General features: G+C 56.3%; 12 protein-coding genes. 8 read left to right on the forward strand and 4 right to left on the reverse strand.

Features of this window, described 5'->3' with window-relative positions; genetic code table 11:
- Positions 1 to 45: 45 nt before the first annotated feature.
- The gene (locus tag RB_RS03990; RefSeq protein WP_164922697.1) at positions 46 to 579 is read left to right on the forward strand and encodes a TadE/TadG family type IV pilus assembly protein; all 534 of its coding nucleotides are present in this window, start codon (positions 46 to 48) and stop codon (positions 577 to 579) included.
- Between the two features lie 133 nt (positions 580 to 712).
- Here RB_RS03990 and RB_RS03995 read toward each other — a convergent pair whose 3' ends face one another.
- On the reverse strand, positions 713 to 1,618 hold the full coding sequence (locus RB_RS03995; protein ID WP_164921488.1) for an SDR family oxidoreductase: 906 nt from the start codon (positions 1,616 to 1,618) through the stop codon (positions 713 to 715).
- A gap of 343 nt (positions 1,619 to 1,961) precedes the next feature.
- Here RB_RS03995 and RB_RS04005 point away from each other — a divergent pair, with 343 nt between their 5' ends.
- From RB_RS04005 to RB_RS04015, 3 genes are read left to right on the forward strand one after another with little or no spacing between them, the layout of a single operon-like run.
- On the forward strand, positions 1,962 to 3,242 hold the full coding sequence (locus RB_RS04005) for a S1C family serine protease (protein ID WP_007324734.1): 1,281 nt from the start codon (positions 1,962 to 1,964) through the stop codon (positions 3,240 to 3,242).
- Positions 3,232 to 4,356 carry a PDZ domain-containing protein gene (locus RB_RS04010; protein ID WP_164921490.1) on the forward strand — a complete coding sequence of 375 codons (1,125 nt, stop codon included), beginning with the start codon at positions 3,232 to 3,234 and terminating at the stop codon, positions 4,354 to 4,356. The genes RB_RS04005 and RB_RS04010 overlap by 11 nt, the downstream gene beginning before the upstream one ends.
- Before the next feature lie 3 nt (positions 4,357 to 4,359).
- A complete protein-coding gene (locus RB_RS04015) occupies positions 4,360 to 6,513 on the forward strand; it encodes a hypothetical protein (protein WP_011118644.1) in 2,154 nt (717 codons plus the stop codon).
- Positions 6,514 to 6,785: 272 nt separating this feature from the next.
- Here the strand turns inward: RB_RS04015 and RB_RS04025 are convergent, their stop codons facing one another.
- The gene (locus tag RB_RS04025) at positions 6,786 to 6,968 is read right to left on the reverse strand and encodes a hypothetical protein (protein ID WP_007324730.1); all 183 of its coding nucleotides are present in this window, start codon (positions 6,966 to 6,968) and stop codon (positions 6,786 to 6,788) included.
- Positions 6,969 to 7,198: 230 nt separating this feature from the next.
- On the opposite strand from RB_RS04025, the gene RB_RS04030 reads away from it, so the two are divergent.
- Entirely contained in the window at positions 7,199 to 7,915 is a 717-nt protein-coding gene (locus RB_RS04030; RefSeq protein ID WP_231846199.1) for a DUF3467 domain-containing protein, read from the forward strand.
- Between the two features lie 235 nt (positions 7,916 to 8,150).
- On the opposite strand, the gene RB_RS04035 is transcribed toward RB_RS04030, so the two are convergent.
- Positions 8,151 to 9,086 carry a proline racemase family protein gene (locus RB_RS04035; protein ID WP_011118648.1) on the reverse strand — a complete coding sequence of 312 codons (936 nt, stop codon included), beginning with the start codon at positions 9,084 to 9,086 and terminating at the stop codon, positions 8,151 to 8,153.
- Positions 9,087 to 9,295: 209 nt separating this feature from the next.
- Between RB_RS04035 and RB_RS04040 the strand changes: the two genes are divergently transcribed.
- Positions 9,296 to 13,801 (forward strand): DUF885 family protein, encoded by a 4,506-nt coding sequence (locus tag RB_RS04040; protein ID WP_164921491.1) that lies wholly within the window; start codon positions 9,296 to 9,298, stop codon positions 13,799 to 13,801.
- 84 nt (positions 13,802 to 13,885) lie between these two features.
- Here RB_RS04040 and RB_RS04045 read toward each other — a convergent pair whose 3' ends face one another.
- A complete protein-coding gene (locus RB_RS04045) occupies positions 13,886 to 14,665 on the reverse strand; it encodes a thioesterase II family protein (RefSeq protein ID WP_164921492.1) in 780 nt (259 codons plus the stop codon).
- 226 nt (positions 14,666 to 14,891) lie between these two features.
- Between RB_RS04045 and RB_RS04050 the strand changes: the two genes are divergently transcribed.
- Both RB_RS04050 and RB_RS04055 read left to right on the forward strand, forming a co-directional pair.
- Entirely contained in the window at positions 14,892 to 16,358 is a 1,467-nt protein-coding gene (locus tag RB_RS04050) for a sulfatase (RefSeq protein WP_011118653.1), read from the forward strand.
- 92 nt (positions 16,359 to 16,450) lie between these two features.
- Entirely contained in the window at positions 16,451 to 18,364 is a 1,914-nt protein-coding gene (locus RB_RS04055) for a tetratricopeptide repeat protein (RefSeq protein WP_164921493.1), read from the forward strand.
- The last annotated feature ends 65 nt before the right edge of the window (positions 18,365 to 18,429 follow it).

An 18,429-nucleotide genomic window follows, 5' to 3' on the forward strand; every position in this document is an offset into this window, starting at 1 on the left:
TCAAATTATCGCTCTCGCGCTTCCGTGCGTATGGGGGCGACAGTGGTGGAAATGGCGATCGTTTCAACGGTCTTATTCACCATCCTGATTTCGGGCATCGAGTTGACTCGTGTCACGATGCTGCGACATTCAGCCGATCACGCCGCGTACATTGGTGCCCGTCGAGGAATCATCACAGGCGCCACTGCGGAGAACGTCGAAGAAGTGGTCCAAGGCCACATGGATGCGATCGGTATTCGCGATGCGACCGTGACCGTTATTCCTGAAGAGATCACTGAAGCGACGACACAAGTCGAAGTGGAAGTGGGCGTTCCTTTGGCGATGAACACTTGGATCAGTCCGGAGTTGTTTGGGAAAAAACTCAAAGGACGAGCTCGGTTGCTGACCGAACGTGCAGCGATGGTGATGAGTCAATCGATGCCGACGCCTCCGCCACCACCTCCACCGCCGCCAGAACCTGAGCCGGAACCAGAACCAAATCCTGAGCCGGAGCCGCAGCCTCAACCCAACCCGGATCCCGAACCAACTCCAGAACCGGAGCCGGAGCCGCCACCACCGCCGCCGCCACCATTGCTGTAGGCGAGCATGGCAGAGCGTTTAACCAAAGTTTGCGATCCGCAAAAGCAAACGAGTTGTTTTTGCGGATCGCTCTTTGGTCAAGCGTTCAGGCATCCATGACCGGGTGCCAAATCAGGACGCAGGGTCGTGTTGGTCAAGCTTCATTCGAAACGTTGTTTTCCAGCACATCGCGAAGACCTTCGCGATAGGTTGGGTAGCGCATCTGCGGAAGCAAGTCGCGTCGAACGCGACGGTTCCAAATTCGCTTGTCCGTTTCACTTCGAAAGCGAACCCCTGAATCCGCCGCCGGATCCACGAACGTCGGTTCCGCCGAACGTGTCGCACGTGCGATCTCTCGGTAGAACTCTCGACGCACAACAGGTTCGTCGTCCGCGACAACATAAAGCGGTGATCGGGCACGCGATGCAAAACGTTGGTTGTCGAAACTGTTCATCACGGCGGTCGCGGCATCGTCGACGTGAATCAAATTCAGGTGCCCATGTGGTGGCGACGCGATCGGACGTTCGGCAATCACATCGGCGGCCCGAGGGACTCGATCGGGGCCGTAGATGCCTGCCAGACGAAGTGTTGTCGTTGGGCGGCCGACTCGGAGTGAACGCAACTTGGCCTCTGCTGCCAAATGAGCTTTGCCGCCTTCGCGTGTTGGATGCGTGGGCGAAGTTTCGTCAACCCAAACGCCGCCGGTTTGATGATAGACACCGGTCGTGCTGATGTAACACACATCGGCGGATTGGTCGGTTGGGCGACCATTGTCCAAGTGCCGAATCAGTCGCGCCAGACCATCGACTTGGGATGCGTATCGGTCCACTCGGCTGTGTCGATCGTATGCGACGGCGATCAATACGTGTGTCGTCGTCGGCAGGCGATCGAAGGTGCGTGAATCGTTCCAGTCAAACGCGATGGGGTGAAAGCCTTCGGCCGCCAAAGTTTCGAAACGACTGCGAGTTGTCGCGTGAATTTGCCACCCGGCTCGCTGAGCCAACCGGCCCACTCGTCGACCCAAGTAACCGCAACCGACGATGAGCAACGAATTCGACATGGGGTGAAAGTGGAGTGCAAAAAGGATGTGGAGACGCGTTGGCTCACCAAACTGTCGCGATTGGCGGCGGATTCGCGAGAAAACGGCAACTAAACTGAATGAACAGCGAACGATTGTTATCGTGCGGGCATCCAAGGGCATATTCGCGAACATTGTTCGCCAATGTGCAGTCGACCCGCTGGATTCCGCCGAAAGTGTTGATTCGCGACGATAGGGTGGTTTGGTCCGATTGCACGTGTTGCAGCGGCACTTTATCGCCTGAACAAGATTGTCGCGACCGCCGAGACCTTGAACCAAGGACTGGTTGGTGGGGTACAATGGGAACCGTCCGTCTTTCCTCCTGATGAATCACGCGATGCCATTTCACGACACGCTCGGACTGAGGCTGGTTGCCAGTTGTTTTCTGTTCGCTCTGGCGATGCCCCACCCAGTGAGTCCCGCGCAGATCGTCAACGGAGTTCCGTCGGCAATCGGCGGTCCACCTCCGTTGCCACCCGGTGCGACCTTGGTGCCTCCGCGGCAAAGTTCGCCTGGGGCGATCTCGGGACAAAGTTCTTACGGAGCCGCTCCGGACATCACTTCGCAAAGGTTGATCCCGCCTGGATCAATCAATCAAAATGCTTTTGTTGAAGAATCCGCTTCGGACGCTTTCGACAGTCGATCAGGTGGCACTTTCATCGAGCCGCCAACGGAACTGCGGCGATTGATTTCGGATGGTGGAGTGCCAACATCGTTGGATCAATTGCGTTCGCTGCAGCGGCAACAACAAAATGTCGCCAAGGCGGCCGAAGCATGCACGGTCAGTGTGCAAATTGGACCGGCTCAAGGTTGCGGCGTGATCATCACTCCGAGCGGCTACGTTTTGACCGCCGCCCACGTGGCGATGCGTCCGGGCAAGTCCGCTATGTTGACGCTCAATGACGGTCGGACGGTATCCGCGAAAACGTTGGGGATGAATCGTGGTGTTGATGCGGGTTTGATGAAAATCGATCCCGGGCAAAACGCTCGCGACTCGGCCGGACGCGAGATCGGATGGCCACACGCGTCGCTCGGCACCAGCGAGAACCTCAAATCGGGAATGTGGTGCATCGCGACGGGGCATCCCGGTGGTTACGAAGCCGAACGAGGCATGGTGACTCGGGTTGGCCGCATCTTGGCCGTGTACCCAGATCGAATTGTGACGGATTGTGCGCTGATCGGTGGTGATTCCGGTGGACCGTTGTTTGATCTGTCTGGCAAACTGATCGCCGTGCACAGTCGAATTGGGAATGATGTCGCCGACAACTTGCATGTTCCCATCGATCACTACAATGAACACTGGGACCGGATGCAGAGCGGCAGTGCCTGGGGCTATCTTCCGGGCTTTCGTCCGGTGCTGGGCGTTCGTGGAAACAGCGAAGGTGGGATCGCCAACGTTGTTCGAGTCGGTCCGGGATCGCCGGCCGACCAAGGTGGCATTCGAGCGGGTGATCAAGTCATCACGTTCGGCGAAGTGGATATCACCGATTTTGAATCATTGAAGGCTGCGGTCTCAGACACGATGCCGGGTGAACGAGTGAAGATTTGGCTGCGACGTGACGGCCAACCTGTGAAAGTGATTGTGGAGATTGGCCGTGGCGATTGATTTGCGAATGACATCCTGGAAGCGATCCCTGCGCCGCACGTTCGCCGTGGCGGTGACCGCTGCGTTGGTGAACGTGTCACTCGCCGGTGTGGTTGCCGCGCAAGAAGAAACATCGGTGCCGGCTTGGTTGCAAGAACGCTTGGTCGAGCGCGTGATGCATCGCCGCGACAACGGCGAGATGATGCAATTGGTTCGTCCAATTGCCGAAAGCGTGAACGACGGAGTGGTCGGGGTGATCTGCGGCGGACGTCCTGTGTCCTTGGGGACCGTGGTCGCGCGATCCAGTTTACATGTGGGCGCATCGGTTCCAACGACGGACGCGTATGTGATCACCAAGCGAAGCGAATTGTCCAACGATCCGATTCGAGTCCGTCTGCGCGATGGTCGGATGTTTCCGGCACGAGTCGCCGCGGTCCGCCGTCGCAGCGATTTGGCTTTGTTGGTGATTGAACGCGATAGCACTGGCACCCTGCCAATGCTTCGCCCGGTGACGCTCACGTCAAAGGTTCCTACTGTCGGCAGCTTTTTGATCAGCCCGGACCGCACCAATCGTGTCATTGGTTTGGGTGTGATGGGTACCGGACCACGCCGAGTTGCCTATCGAGGAATGCTTGGCGTTCAGTTGAATCCGGGTGGGGCGACCGCGGGCGCACAAGTCGAACAGATCCTACCCAACAGCAGTGCTTCCGAAGCCGGCTTGGAATCAGGAGACCGGATCATCGCGATCAATGGCCAGATGCAAAACAACCGCGATTCGGTGATGTCGACGTTGCGGATGGTGTTTCCTGGCGAGATCGTTCAGCTCACGATCGTTCGCGACGGTGACACGAAGGAGGTCTCGGCAAAGATGCGTGAGGCTTCGATCGTGCAAGAATCCGAAAACGATGCTCGCGTGAACGGTGCTCGAAACATTCGGTTGTCCGGATTCGAAGAAGCCTTGCAGCACGACACGGTTCTCAATCCCGATCAGTGCGGCGGACCTTTGCTCAATAGCGACGGAAACGTCATCGGAATCAACATCGCTCGTGCCGGACGAGTTGTCAGTTATGCGTTGCCGTCGTCGTTGGTGACGGTGGAAGTTTCCAGCATGATCGCGGAAGCGGGTGGGAAGTGATCGTTGGTTGACGAGGCATCCTCCGGCGGCGATTTCCGACCTTTCGCAGTTCAGTGCGTCAGTTGCCAGTCTCGATTGAAGGTCAGCAATCCGAGCTTGATTGGTACGATTGTGAATTGCCCCAAGTGCAATTCCTTTGTGCAAGTCGATCCACCGCAGCACGCACCCACAGAGGCCCATCCCAGTCCGCCTTCACCTCCACGCGTGACGCTGGGGGATGAATCGATCGGCAGCGAGGCGATGACGGAAGCAGGGATGTCGGTCGACGATTTCCCGACCGATTCATCTGAGGCCGCTGGTGATTCCGGCCCGCTGGTCGCTCCTCCGTTGGCGGGTGAAGCATCGTTTGCGTCCGACGAAAGTGGAGTGCGCGAGACGACAGGTGTTTCGGAATCTGGTTCGTCGGAATCGGCGGTCGGAGTTGATCCGAGCGAGTTGTATCAAGCCCGTCGAAGCGGGATATCGAAATCAGTCGCGTTGTGGATCGTCGGCTCACTGCTCAGCGTTACGCTCATGGCAGGTCTGTTCGTTTGGTTTCGCCAAACTGATCAAACCGCGGGTTCGCCCGCGGCGGGACGCGGTATCGACCCGGACGCGTCCGATGAACCCATCGAAAGCGCACCCGAGAATGGTTTGGCTGGTTCCAATGCGGATGCCGATTCAAATGAAGGCGATCCGGCGCCTGATTCCAACGTCGATAACAGTGATTCAAATGCAACGGTGGCAGACGGCCCAGACGCGGTAGAAACCTCGGCAGACACCTCAAGCGGCAATTCAAGCTCCGACGGGATGATGGACGCTGGTATTCCGGGGGCGGACGGTCCGGACGAGTCGGGAGTGCCAAACGACTTGATGCCTCGAAGTCCACTGGATGGTCCCGCTGCTGTTCTTGGACGCGATCAACCAAACGCCGGCCCCGTAGCGAAGCCACCAGCAACGGAATCCGCACCGGATCCGGTGATGGAGTTGCCGCCCGAATTCGCTCAGTTCCAGATGTTGTTGGAGATGCCTGGACAGGCTCCCGATGCTCCGCCAATGTCAGAAGCTCCGGTGTTGGAAGACGTTGTTTTAGACATCGCGGCGGAAGAGTTTGTCGATCCGATGTTGATCGCGACACCGCCCGAGGAAGTCAACATCGAGACGGCGCTGAAGATGCGTTTGGCGGTCAGTACCAAAGGCTACCCGTTGTCGGATCTGATTTTGTTTCTCGGTGAGGCGACGTTGATTCCGATTCAATTGGATTGGGTATCGATGGATTTGGCGGACGTGGATTTGCGGCAGCCAGTCGCGACGGATTCCAAAGGAATGACCACGATCGGCCAATTGCTCGGCAATGCCGCTCGGTCGGCGGGTTTGCAAATCGAAACTGAAGAGGATCGGTTGACGTTGACCCTGCCGATCGAAATGCTTCAGGCAAAGACGAAGCAGCTGATCGATCTCGAAGACTTTGGGAATGAACGCGGTTCCGCTCAAACGCTTCTGGATCAATTGAACGCGGTGGTGGAACTGGAACCCAGAGACGCATTGCATCTGCGTTGTTTGACGACCGAATCTTTGCGGCGGTTGCGGCAACATGAGCCCCTGCTCAGTGACGATGTGATGTCGCGATGGTCGGCTGCTTATGTGCACCAACCCACTGAAAAGCTTGTCGACGATGGGCTACCCCCGGCATGGCGAGTTCTCAGTGAGGGCAAGACAGGGACACAACTCGACACCGCAATCGCGATGGCTGGATTGTTGCGACGAACGTCTAGAATCAACGACGCGACTTGCGTGATCAATTGGAACGATGCACAACGCCGTCGTTTGTCGCCTGGGCAGTTGGTCATGGCTTACGCGGGCGAAGCTGGAAACGAAGTCACGGCGGGCGAGATGTTGGAGCGAGTGCTGGACCCGATGGGTTTGCAGGTACGGGAAGTTGATTCGTCACATTGGTGGGTTGGAACATCGGCGACCTATGACCGTTTGCCGGTCGTTGTCCGAAGCGAGCCCTTGGGGCCACGCCGTGATGATGTTCTGCACCGAATTCGCGAATCGGCTCGGTTGGTGGGCGCCAGTTTGGCGATTGAGCATGATCCCGTTTCAGATGGCTTCTTGGCCGTCATGCCAAGGTTTCTCTATCGTCAATTGCCAAAGATCATCGGTCCCGAACTCTGATTCGGCGATTGATCGATTGTCCGTATCAGGATGACAAGAACGATTCGCTCGGCAGCGTTGGTTGCTGCGGGCTGCCAAGCGTTCCGGGAAATGAAACCGGGAAGATAAGAAAGGGGCGGTTGTTGACAACCGCGCCATTCATTTCGTTTGAATTTTCAGAAACCAACCGTGGCAGAAGGTTGGTGATCGTTCGCCAAAGATTGGGTTTGGCGGTTTAGGTAAGACGCGTCGAGCGTAAGGATCCGAGAATGGTTCTGCTCGACTCCGTCGAATTACTTAGCAGCCAGAGTGCGAAGTTCTTCGAGTTCGACAGTCAAACGGTGACGCAAAGGGCTCTCGTCACGCAATTCACGCTCGAGCAATTCTTCTGCTTGGTCGAAGGTTTCGTCCGTGCATTTCTTGGGTTCGGAGACAAGTTCACGAAACATGCGTTCGATGGTGGCTTCGGTTAACACTGTGGGAGACCTGAAACGGGGATGCGGGGATGGGAAAGCGTCTGTCCATCTTAAGATGGCGCAGAGTGATCGCAAGTGCAAACAATCAGTCGACTTTCAACTTGGATCGGAATGTTCCTCAACCCCCGCCAATGAGGAGATCGATGCATCCAGTCCCGACGACAGATGATCTTTCTCGCGATAGAATAGCGTCGGTTGTCTCCTTTCGCTTCCTTGCAATTGCGGTCCCGATGAATTCTGACACGCCTTCTGAGCCTCCATTTGACGGTCCACCCAACGACGATGATGGGGCCGCTGGAAAACCACCGGGCGGCGATCTACCTGGCGGCGGACAGTGGGGTGACGGAGTGCCAGAGGGCGGACAACCCGCCGATGGCCAACCCGGAACTCCGATGCCAGGCAACAATCCGGCCGCGGAGAATCCTGCGGTTCGAGCTCGGGTGCCGGATCATGTGGCTGGCGGTTGTTTCAGCACCGGCGCGATCGTGATGACGGGGCCGAGCGAGTTCATCGTCGATTTTTTACAGACGGTGGGACGACCGCACCGAGTCGCCGTTCGCGTTGTGATACCTCACGCCGTGATGCCTCAGTTCGTCGATGCACTGCAAAAGAATCTGGATTTGTACAAAGGTCGCTTTGGCGATCCAGTGATGCCAACTCCGACCCCCAATCCCAACGCGGAACAGCGTCGGCCAACGCCGCAAGAAATCTATGACGACTTGAAATTGCCCGATGAAGTGCTCAGCGGAACGTATGCCAACGGAGTCATGATCGGTCACGGTGCGACGGAATTTGGCTTGGATTTTTTGACCAGCTTTTTCCCGCAGTCGGCCGTCAGTGCTCGAGTCTTTTTGGCGGCTGGGCAAGTCCCACGTTTGCTTGATTCACTGCGAGGTGCAACGAAGCAATTGGAAGACCGTCGCAAGGGCAACGAAGGCAACCAGTGACTGGGGTGCCATCATTGAAGGTCTCAGTGTCATACGTCACCGTTTGATGCTACCCATACGCTGCTACTCGTGCGTTGGGCTTCCAAGCCCGACGGAGCGGTCAGCCATTCGGCGATAGCCCACGGTTCCCTTGGAAGAACTGAACGCGATTGCATTCTGGCAGACTCAATCACCCGGCTGTGACTCGACAGGCTTGGAACCCCATCCTACGTTGACGGTGCTCACCGAGCCCAATTCATTCACGCTCGAACAGCAGCGTTGTTTCGGCGATAACTTCTGCTGATCCGGTGAGTTTTGGGATCACGGCGCCCGAGTCGTTGATCCGATAGGTTGCTTCGAAACAACTGCCGGTGATCGATTCTTGCCGAAACGTTTCGCCGGCTTTGAGTTTGCCAGCCGCGGCCAAACAAGCCACTTTGGCACTGGTGCCGGTACCGCACGGGGATCGGTCATAAGCGTTGCCGGGGCACAACACAAAGTTCTTTGCGTCGGCTTTCTTGGATGGGCCGACCAGTTCGACATGGTCGATTTCGTCGCCGTTTTCGCCGGTGATACCTTGTTCGATGAGAGCCGCTTTGATGCTGAGCGTCGTCGCCATCAACTGACTGACATTGCTCACTTCCAACTCCAGCCCATGGTCATCGACCAAGTAAAACCAGTTGCCTCCGTAGGCGATGTCGCCGATGACGAAGCTGTTTTCGAGACTAGGTGAAACGGGAACCTCGACGCGAACCGCAGATCGGTAACGTTCGCTCGCCACGTTTTCGAATGAGACCGTTTTGCCGTCCGAATGCAATTCGATTTCGATGATTCCCACGGGCGTTTCCAGGCGATGAATCCCCGGCGGCAAGACTCCCTGCCAAGCGAGTGTCGCGATGACACCGATCGTCGCGTGCCCGCACATTTGCAACACGCCCACATTGTTGAAGAAAACGACCCCGGCGAAACAGCTGGGATCAACCGGTGTGCACATCCATGCCCCCACGATGATGTCGTTGCCCCGAGGCTCGTTGACGATCGGAGCACCCAAGGCCTGGAAATTTTCGCGGAGGTACAGGCGGCGTTCTGCCATCGTCTGCCCTATCAGCGTTTCTTCCATTCCGATCACCATGCGCGTCGGTTCCCCGCCGGTGTGAGAATCCAACACCCGTACGCGTGCAGGCAGCATCATCGTTCCCGAATCAATGAGGGTAGGAGCAAGATTTCGCCATTGTCGGGCGAATCATTCAAAGCGACGCATCGCCGCGTTCTGCTTGACTAAAGTGGACGCAAACCCGCGAAATCAATGGACTTAAAAGGCTCGTTCGAAGTGGGGGCCGAAGAGAGCCCGATTTGCGGGGACGCAGCCCACTGACTCACGGTTCCACAGAACATATAGACATGAAATTGCCGTTTCACAATTGGATGCCTGGAATTTTTGCCGGACGATTGTCCGCGAGCGTCTCATTTCAACTCGCGGCATTGCTGCTCGGATTGGCTTCCATTGCGGTCGCTGCTCCCGCAATCGCCCAAGAATCTTCGTCGCCGCGACCTCGCGTTCTTCAGCAAACGCTGACGCCCAATTGGACCAGTGACGATTCATTCTGGTTTCGACGTCAGAACGCGGATGGGTCGTTCACTGGGATTCGAGTGGATGCCAAAACCGGCGAGATGACGGAAGTTGATTCGGCCAACAAAGACATCACGCGAGACGCTGTGCTTCGCGGCGGTCGGGCACCACGGTCAGGTCGATCATCCGAAGCCCACACCGAAATCACTTTCGTCAACAAAACCGATCAAGCGTTGCAATTGTTTTGGGTGGACAGCAGCGGAAAACGAGTCAAGTACGAGGTGATTCCAGCGGGAGAGACGTTTGTCCGAACGACATTTGCCGGGCACGTTTGGGAACTTGTTGGAGACAATGAAACGAAATTCGGATACTTCGTTGCTGACATCGAACCGGCACGGGTTGAAGTCTCAGCACCCGCCCGTGTGACGCAAGTCGAACCAGAACGCCGTGGCCGTCGCCGTCGTGATTTTCGACGTGGCGATGATTGGTCCGCGGGAGTGCCCGCCCCTGACAACGACAAAGTGCTGGCCCGACTGTCCGATGGTCGCCTGCAATTGAAACATGCAGAAGTTGATGACGATGCGGCGGAATGGAAGACGTTGATCGAGGAGTCGCGGCTGGCAGAATCGTTTGGTGACCACGCCGAAGAATCCGCTCAGCCGATGAAGTTGGAGTCACCGCAGTGGTCGCCCGATGGAACCGTGTTGCTGACGCGAGCGGTCATTCCTTACGAGACTCAACCGGTGCACCTGGTCGAATCTTCGCCCAAAGCGGCCGGACGAGCGGTCCTGAAATCGCGACCGTATTTGTTGCCCGGTGATCCGGTCGACGAGACTCGTCTGCTCGCGTTTCATGCGGAAACGGGCGAACCAATCGAACTAGAATTGCCGTGGATGTCTCAGCGTTTTTGGGATCTGCGTTTTGCCGGACCACATCGGATCTTGGTGGCGGTCACTGAACGCGGCCACCAACGCTTTCGATTGTTCGATGTCGATTTGTTGACGGGCAAAGTCACTACTGTCATCGATGAACAATCAGAAACCTTCATTTGGACAACCCACAAGACGGACCTGCCCCGATGGACATTCCTGGAAGACAGCAATGAAGTCATTTGGGTCAGCGAGAAAGACGGCTTTCAACATCTTTACTTGGTTGATTTGTCCGGCAACAGCGAGATCCGCCCGATCACTAGCGGTGAATTCGTGGTGCGTGGGATTGAAAACATCGACGAAGAAAACCGCCTGATCGACTTGGTGGTCAGCGGTGTGCATGAAGGACAAGATCCTTACTTGAAGCATTATGCCCGCGTGGACTTTCGTGGCGAGAATTTCACGTTGCTGACTGACGCCAACGGAACACACACCGCTACTTTCTCACCAGACCGAAGTAGCTTGGTCGTCACTCATTCGCGAGTTGACTCGTTGCCGGTTCACGAGCTTCGATCCGCCGATGGCAAACTGATTCAAACGCTCGCAAAGGCGACTGTCACACCAGACGACGCCAAGCTGAATTTGCCGCAGGTGTTTTCCGCCAAAGGCCGTGACGGAGAAACGGACATCTGGGGATTGGCGTGTTTTCCTGAAGACTACGACGCGAGTTCCGACAAAAAGTATCCGGTTGTTGAATACATTTACGCCGGGCCTCACGATTCGCATGTGCCCAAGTCGTTCCGTTCCGCGCCGTGGCATCGTGACTACTTGGACGCAGGATTCGTCGTCGTCCAGATCGATGGCATGGGGACGGCCAACCGGTCCAAGGCTTTTCACGATGTGTGCTGGCACAACCTGAATGACGCAGGCTTTCCTGATCGCATCGCGTGGATGAAGGCTTTCGCGAAAGAACATCCGGCGATGGATTTGGAACGAGTCGGTATCTTCGGGACTTCGGCCGGGGGCCAGAACACGGGTTCCGCGTTGTTGTTCCACGGTGATTTCTACGACGCCGGAGTGGCTGCCTGTGGTTGTCATGACAACCGAATGGACAAGGCCTCTTGGAACGAACAATGGATGGGGTATCCCGTCGGCGAGCACTATTCCGAATGCAGCAACATCGACAACGCGGCCAACTTGGTTGGCGATCTGTTTTTGATCGTTGGCGAACTTGATACGAACGTGCCCCCGGAATCCACGCTGCGTTTCGCCGATGCGTTGATTAAAGCCGGCAAGGACTTTGACATGCTGGTCATGCCAGGTGTCGGTCACAGCGACGGTGGAGCGTACGGCAAACGACGCACGCTGGAATTCTTCATCGAGAAATTGAACCCCGGAAACTCAGCAGAGAAGTCCACTTCCGAGTCGACACCCGAGATCGCGACGCCGCTGATTCAAACCGAAAAGCTGCAACCGCAAACGGCGTGGATGGACATCCAGAATCACTACCAAACTGACCTTGAGACTTTAAAACGTCGTTTGCCGGTTCGAGTTTCGGAAGAACGACTTTCGCAAACCTCCGCGTTTTTGAAAGCTTGGGAAAGCAAATTGCAGACGGCCTTGGACGCAGAAGGCGACGAGGCGTTAAGCGAATCAGATACCGAGGTCGCTCGTGAAATTCAGTCGGCAATCAATGATGAAAAGAACGTGCTGAAAACAGATCTCGACTCGTCCGAGAAACTGCGTCAGTTGGCTCCGTTTGTTGATCAGTTGATTTCGCTAACGGATCTCTCCAATCGTGTGAAACCATTGGATGGGCAGGCCATGGCGGCAGACGTTCAGACGCTTAATGAATCACTTCCCGCTTCTATGGAAGGCAGTGATTCGGGCGAAAACACGGAGCCAAATTCTGTTTCCGTCAGCCAACCTGTCTTGGACGCCGCGGCCGACTTGGTGGATGCCTATGAGTCTTGGCAGACGTTCTACGAAGGCTATCACCCGGACTTCAATTGGTGGGTGCTGGATCTCGCCAAAGATACCGGTGACAAACTTCGAGCCTGGAAGGCGACTTTGAAAGTCGACGAAGAGTTGACGAAAAAACAATCGGAGCAAGTGGCCAGCGACTCGTCCGCTCTACCGGCGCCTGCGGAGACGTTTGTGTTCGGCGAAGCGTATCCACCGATTCAAACGTGGTCACAGCGAGAAGCGACCTGGATGCCAACCATCGTTCGTCGTTTCACGCGTCGTGGACGAGATCGTGAAAAGAAGGCCGCCCAGTTGCCACGTTGGAAGGAAGAGCTTGCCGCACTGGAGCTGGATGGCAAACCGTTCGAGAAATGGTCGCTGGATGATCAAGTCGATTGGCACTTGTTGACCGCTGAGGTCGATACCCAAATCGAACGCAAGCGGATTGAAGACTCGGGTGAAAAACTTCCTCCGGCAACATCGTCAGTCGAGAAGGACTTGTCTGGAACACCAGTTGGCCGCGAACGAATCGAGTTGGAATTGCGTCGCCAGTTCATCGATCATTCGCCGGAGGAATTGATCGAGTTGGCTGAACGGGAGTACGCGATTGTGCGATCCGAAATGGTTCGCGTGGCTCAAGACATGGGGTTGGGCGACGACTGGAAAGCCGCGGTTGAACGGATGAAGAATCATCACGTCGCACCGGGACAACAACCTGTTTTGATCGGTGAAATGGCTGATCAATCCGTCGACTGGTTGCGAAAACGGGATTGGATCACGGTCCCGCCGTTCGCCGATTATTGCTGGCGGATGATCATGATGACTCCCGAACGACAAAAGGTGAATCCGTTCTTCACCGGCGGCGAAGTGATCAGCGTTTCGTTCCCGACGTCGGAGATGTCCCCCAGTGACAAACGGCAAAGCCTGCGAGGCAATAACATCGGTTACGCTCGCGCGACGGTGCATCACGAATTGATTCCCGGGCACCACCTGCAGATGTTCAGCAATGAGCGGTACCAACCTCACCGTCGGACGATGAGCACGCCGTTTTGGTTGGAAGGGCTGGCCGTCTATTGGGAACTGAAACTGTACGATGACGGGTTCGCCCGCACTCCCGAAGAACGCATGGGGATGCTGGTTTGGCGAGCCCACCGGTGTGCTCGGATCATCTTCTCGTTGAACTTTCACCTGGGACGTTTCTCGCCGGACCAGTGCGTTGATTTCTTGGTCGACAACGTTGGATTCGAACGACGCAACGCGACGGCGGAAGTTCGGCGAAGCATCGGACCGAGCTACCCACCGCTGTACCAAGCCGCGTACATGTTGGGGGCTCTGCAGATTCGCCAGTTGCACCGCGAGATGGTTTTGTCGGGTGAGATGACCGAACGTGAATTCCATGATGCGATCATGGAAGCCGGGATGTTGCCCATCGCGATGCTGCGTGAGGTTCTCAAACAAGAACCGCTCCAGCGAGATGAACCCCCGCGTTGGAAATTCAACTGACCACGCCCCCGTACGATGGTCTTACAAGACCGTCGTGCTTTCTACCACTGTACGATGAACTGCCAAGACCGTCGCGTCAGCCTCTCAACCCTCGCCCCCGGCCAGCGTCTCCGCGGTCAGCATCACTTTGCTTAAGTTCGCAACCGGGAAAAAGTGATCCCCCGGCAAGACTCTTAAAGAGAACCCAGCCGACGTGAGTGATTGCCAACCCTGCATCTTGGCTCGGTTGGCAACATGGTCTTCTGCCCCGGCCATAGCCCGGATGGGAACGGGGATGACGGGATGTTCCGCGGACGCGACTCCTCGGGCCAGTTTCAAGTCCGCACGCACGATGGGCAAGAACATCGCCAGCGCGTCGGGATGCTGTTTCAAACCGGCTGGCAACCCGCCATAGCGACGATCCAGTTCATCCGCGAAATCTGCGTCGTCCCAGTCCAACCAATCGCGGTTCTGCGTCCATTGGCTGGGCGACGAGGCTCCCATCACGATCAACCCCTTCACGCGGGTTGGAAGGGACGATCCTTGCAACAACCGATTCGCCAAGCGGTACGCGATCAAAGCACCGAGGCTGTGGCCGGCCAGCACCAACGTGTCGTCATCGTCAAACGTTGGTTCTGTTTCGGTGGCAATCGATTCAACCAACGAGTCCATGTCGGTTTCCAGCGGATCGGAAAAGCGAGACTCGCGACCAGCCAGCCGAACGGCCCACAGATTCACGCAATGGGAAGCATTCCGAGACGTTGCAAGACTGCGAAATTGTTTGAACAGGGGAGCAGTTGCACCGCCTGCATGCGGCACCCACAACAAGTGCGTCTTCGAAGTGGAGGGGGGACTGATTCGACAAAGGGCGTCATTCGACGTCATCAAGCATTCATTTCAACAAGCGTATCTAGTTTGCAGTCCAGGAGAGTCACCGCCTGCGACGCTTTGTAGCAAAGCACGCAAGCAGCCCCAAGTGGCATAGGTTTCTAGCCTGTGATTCCCCACCAGCCCAACGCCCCGCGCATCCACCCAGTCCCCCACAACTTGCCGAAGTTTCAGCTATAACGAGAACCCCCACAAAGATTCATTCCCCATCCCGATTCCCACCATGCACGCTCTCCGACCCCGCTGTTTGTTTCTCGGCTTGATTTGCCTTTTCTGTTCCGTGCCGATGTCCGCGTCGGCGCAAGAGACCTCGCCACCGAAGCCACTCAACGTGTTGATGATCGCCGTCGATGACTTGCGACCTGAACTGGGATGCTACGGCAAATCGTACATGCACTCGCCGAACATTGATCGCTTGGCCGCATCGGGCATGCGATTCGATCGGGCCTATTGCCAAGTCGCCGTGTGCGGTGCTTCGCGAGCGAGTTTGATGAGCGGTTGCCGACCGGAGACGACCCAGTGCTGGAACTTCAAAACGTTGCTGCGTTCTCAAATGCCCGATGTGCTGACGCTGCCGCAGCATCTTTCTCGCAACGGTTATGAGACTGGGTTTCTGGGGAAGGTCTACCACAGCGCCAGCGACGATGCGGCGGCGTGGACCGTCGATGCCAACGAGTGGGCACCTCGCGATCGCAGCAAGGGGAAAAGCTACGTTCAGGAATTGCCTCGGAAACGCAATCCCGCCAACTCGAGCGAGAAGAACGGACCGTCGATCGAAAACGGAGGCGATGTCCCCGACAGTGCTTACACCGATGGCCACAACGCAGACCGAGCCGTCGCGTTGCTGGAACGTTTTTCAACACAAGACAAACCGTTCTTTTTGGCGGTCGGATTCTTGAAGCCTCACCTGCCGTTCAACGCACCGGCAAAGTACTGGGACCTCTACGATCGCGACGACATCAAAATTCCTTCTCGCGAAGATGTCGTCGATGGTCTGCCGTACGCGCGTTCTAGTTGGGGCGAGCTGAAGAACTACACCGACATTCCGGCGAAGACGGACATGTTGGACGACGAGAAGACTCGCGAGCTGATTCATGGCTATCGTGCCGCGGTCAGCTACATGGACGCACAGGTTGGTAAAGTCCTGAACGCACTGGAAGCCAATGGGCAACGTGAGAACACCATCGTGGTTCTGTGGGGCGACCACGGTTGGTACGTCGGTGATTTTGGCGATTGGTGCAAACACACCAACTATGAAATCGCGACGCGAGTCCCGTTGATTGTGTCGGCACCCGGGGTTCCAGCCGGTGAAACCAAATCCTTGGTGGAACTGGTGGATTTGTTTCCAACATTGTGCGAGCTGACTGAGTTGCCCGTTCCAGAACACTGCCAAGGGAAAAGCATCGCGGGTGTGGTGCACGATCCAGGACTGTCGGTTCGTCCGGCAGCCTTCAGTCAATACAAAAAATCCAAGCTTGGCGTCGGTCCTGTGCTGGGGACGAGCATTCGTACGGATCGATTCCGTTACACCGAGTACGTTTCGACCAAGACCGGAAAGCTGGAAGACATCGTCTTGATCGATTTTGACAAAGACCCCGGAGCGACTCGCAATGTCGCGTCCGACCCTGCCTATCAACCCTTCCTGCCGCAATTGCACGCTTGGTGCGAACAATCCGCCACAGGACTATGACCACGAACTCAAGCAAGACTCCTTCCAGCCATGCCACTCGCCAGCAAAATTCAAACAAGCTCAGCAGGACTAAAAAGGCCTGCTTTGGTCTCATGACAACTGTGCTTGGTTTGGTGGCGATCGAGTTGACGCTGGCGTTGCTCGGCGTTGGACGGTCGAACGCGGACGGCGACCCGATGATGGGGTTTTCCAAGCAGGTTCCGTTGTTGGAACGCTATGTCGATGAAGACGGCAAGGCGTGGATGCGAACGGCAGAGAACAAACTGGTCTGGTTCAACGACCAACGTTTTCCGTTGACCAAGCCAGCGAACACACAGCGGATATTTTGCCTGGGAGGATCCACGACGTTTGGACGGCCTTACGACGACAACACATCGTTTGCAGGTTGGTTGCGTGAATGGTTACCGCATGTCGATGCCAGTTCTCGCTATGAAGTTTTTAATGCGGGTGGGGTCAGCTATGCGAGCTACCGCGTCGCGGCGGTGATGGAAGAATTGGCGAATCACGAACCGGATCTGTTCATTGTCTACACCGGCCAGAACGAGTTTTTGGAACGAAGAACCTATGCAGACTTCTTTGAGCAAACCAAGGCACAACTTTGGTTGACCGGATTGGTGTCTCAGACTCGAACGTACGCGGCGATTGATTCCATCCTGCGAAAGAATGCCCCGCAGGAAAGTGATGCTGACTCGATCGTATTGGCGGCCGAAGTCGACGAACGCCTGAACCACACGGTGGGGCCGTCCGATTATGTTCGCGACGATGAATGGAGCGACAAGGTCCGCGAACACTTTAAATTCAACATTCGGCGGATGATCCATATCGCTCGATCGGCAAACGCCAAGATTTTGTTCGTCGTTCCGGCATCCAACGAAAAGGATTGCAGTCCCTTCAAACCGGATTCTGAGGACGGTTCATTTGAAACGGGGCAGCGATCATTTGATGCAGGCGATTTTGCGTCTGCTCGAGCGGCGTTCCAATTAGCCATCGATCGCGACATCTGTCCGCTTCGTGCTCCAAGCAATTTCGCGCAGTTCATCCGCGACTTGCCCGAATCCGATGACGTTCGCGTGTTGGATTTCGAATCCGAGCTTCGCAACGTGTGCATCGACGAGCATGGACACGACATCCTGGGCGAAGAGTACTTTCTGGATCACGTTCATCCGACGATCGATGCTCACCGCCAGTTGTCACGATGGCTGATTTCAGAAATGCGAGAGGCGGGATGGATGGCCGCTGATTCGATCGCACTGAATGAATTGTCAGCCGAGACGGTCGAAGGTGTGGATCAGTCCATTCTCGGCCGCATCGATCGCACAGCGCAAGGAATCGCAATGCGAAATCTGGCCAAAGTCATGCACTGGGCTGGCAGATTCGAGGTCGCTGCACCGCGGGCTCGAGACGCGATCGAATTGCTTGATGGCGATGCCGAGAGCCAATTCATTTTGGCCGATTGTCTTCGGTGGACCGGCCAGATCGACGAAGCGGTGGTCGAATTTGAAAAAGGCGTCAGCGCTTACCCGACTTACTTCCGCGGGGTTCAACGCTACGGCCTGCTGTTGTTGGAATTGGGTGACAATGATGCTGCTCGCGAGATGTTTAGCATCGCGACGCTTGGTTGGCCGGAAACGGATCCGCGTCATTGGGCAGCCCGCTTTCAACTTTCGATCGCTCATTTGGGAGCCTGCGATTTCGAATCAGCGCATCGCGAACTGCAAGAATGCCGTGAGCACACTCCCGGTGACATGGATGTCGTGTTTGCTATCGCAGAAGCGAGTGTGGGGATCGGAGAACCTGAGAAGGCGATCGAATTGTACGAGCAAGTCTTGGACGAGTTCCCCAACGACGTTGATACCCACCTGAACCTCGCTCACACGCTGCTGAGCACCAAGCAAACCGATCGAGCCGCTGGGCATTTCGCCACCGCTTTGTCGTTGGCACCGGACAACGAACGAGCACAAGCTGGAATGATGGTCATCGATCAGTTGAAGCAATCGGCGGAGTAGAATCGGAACAATCGACGTGCACGTCGTGACGACACAGCCATTGGAATTATCAGCAGGAACCGACC

Source organism: Rhodopirellula baltica SH 1 (genome assembly GCF_000196115.1).
Classification (GTDB): Bacteria; Planctomycetota; Planctomycetia; order Pirellulales; family Pirellulaceae; genus Rhodopirellula; species Rhodopirellula baltica.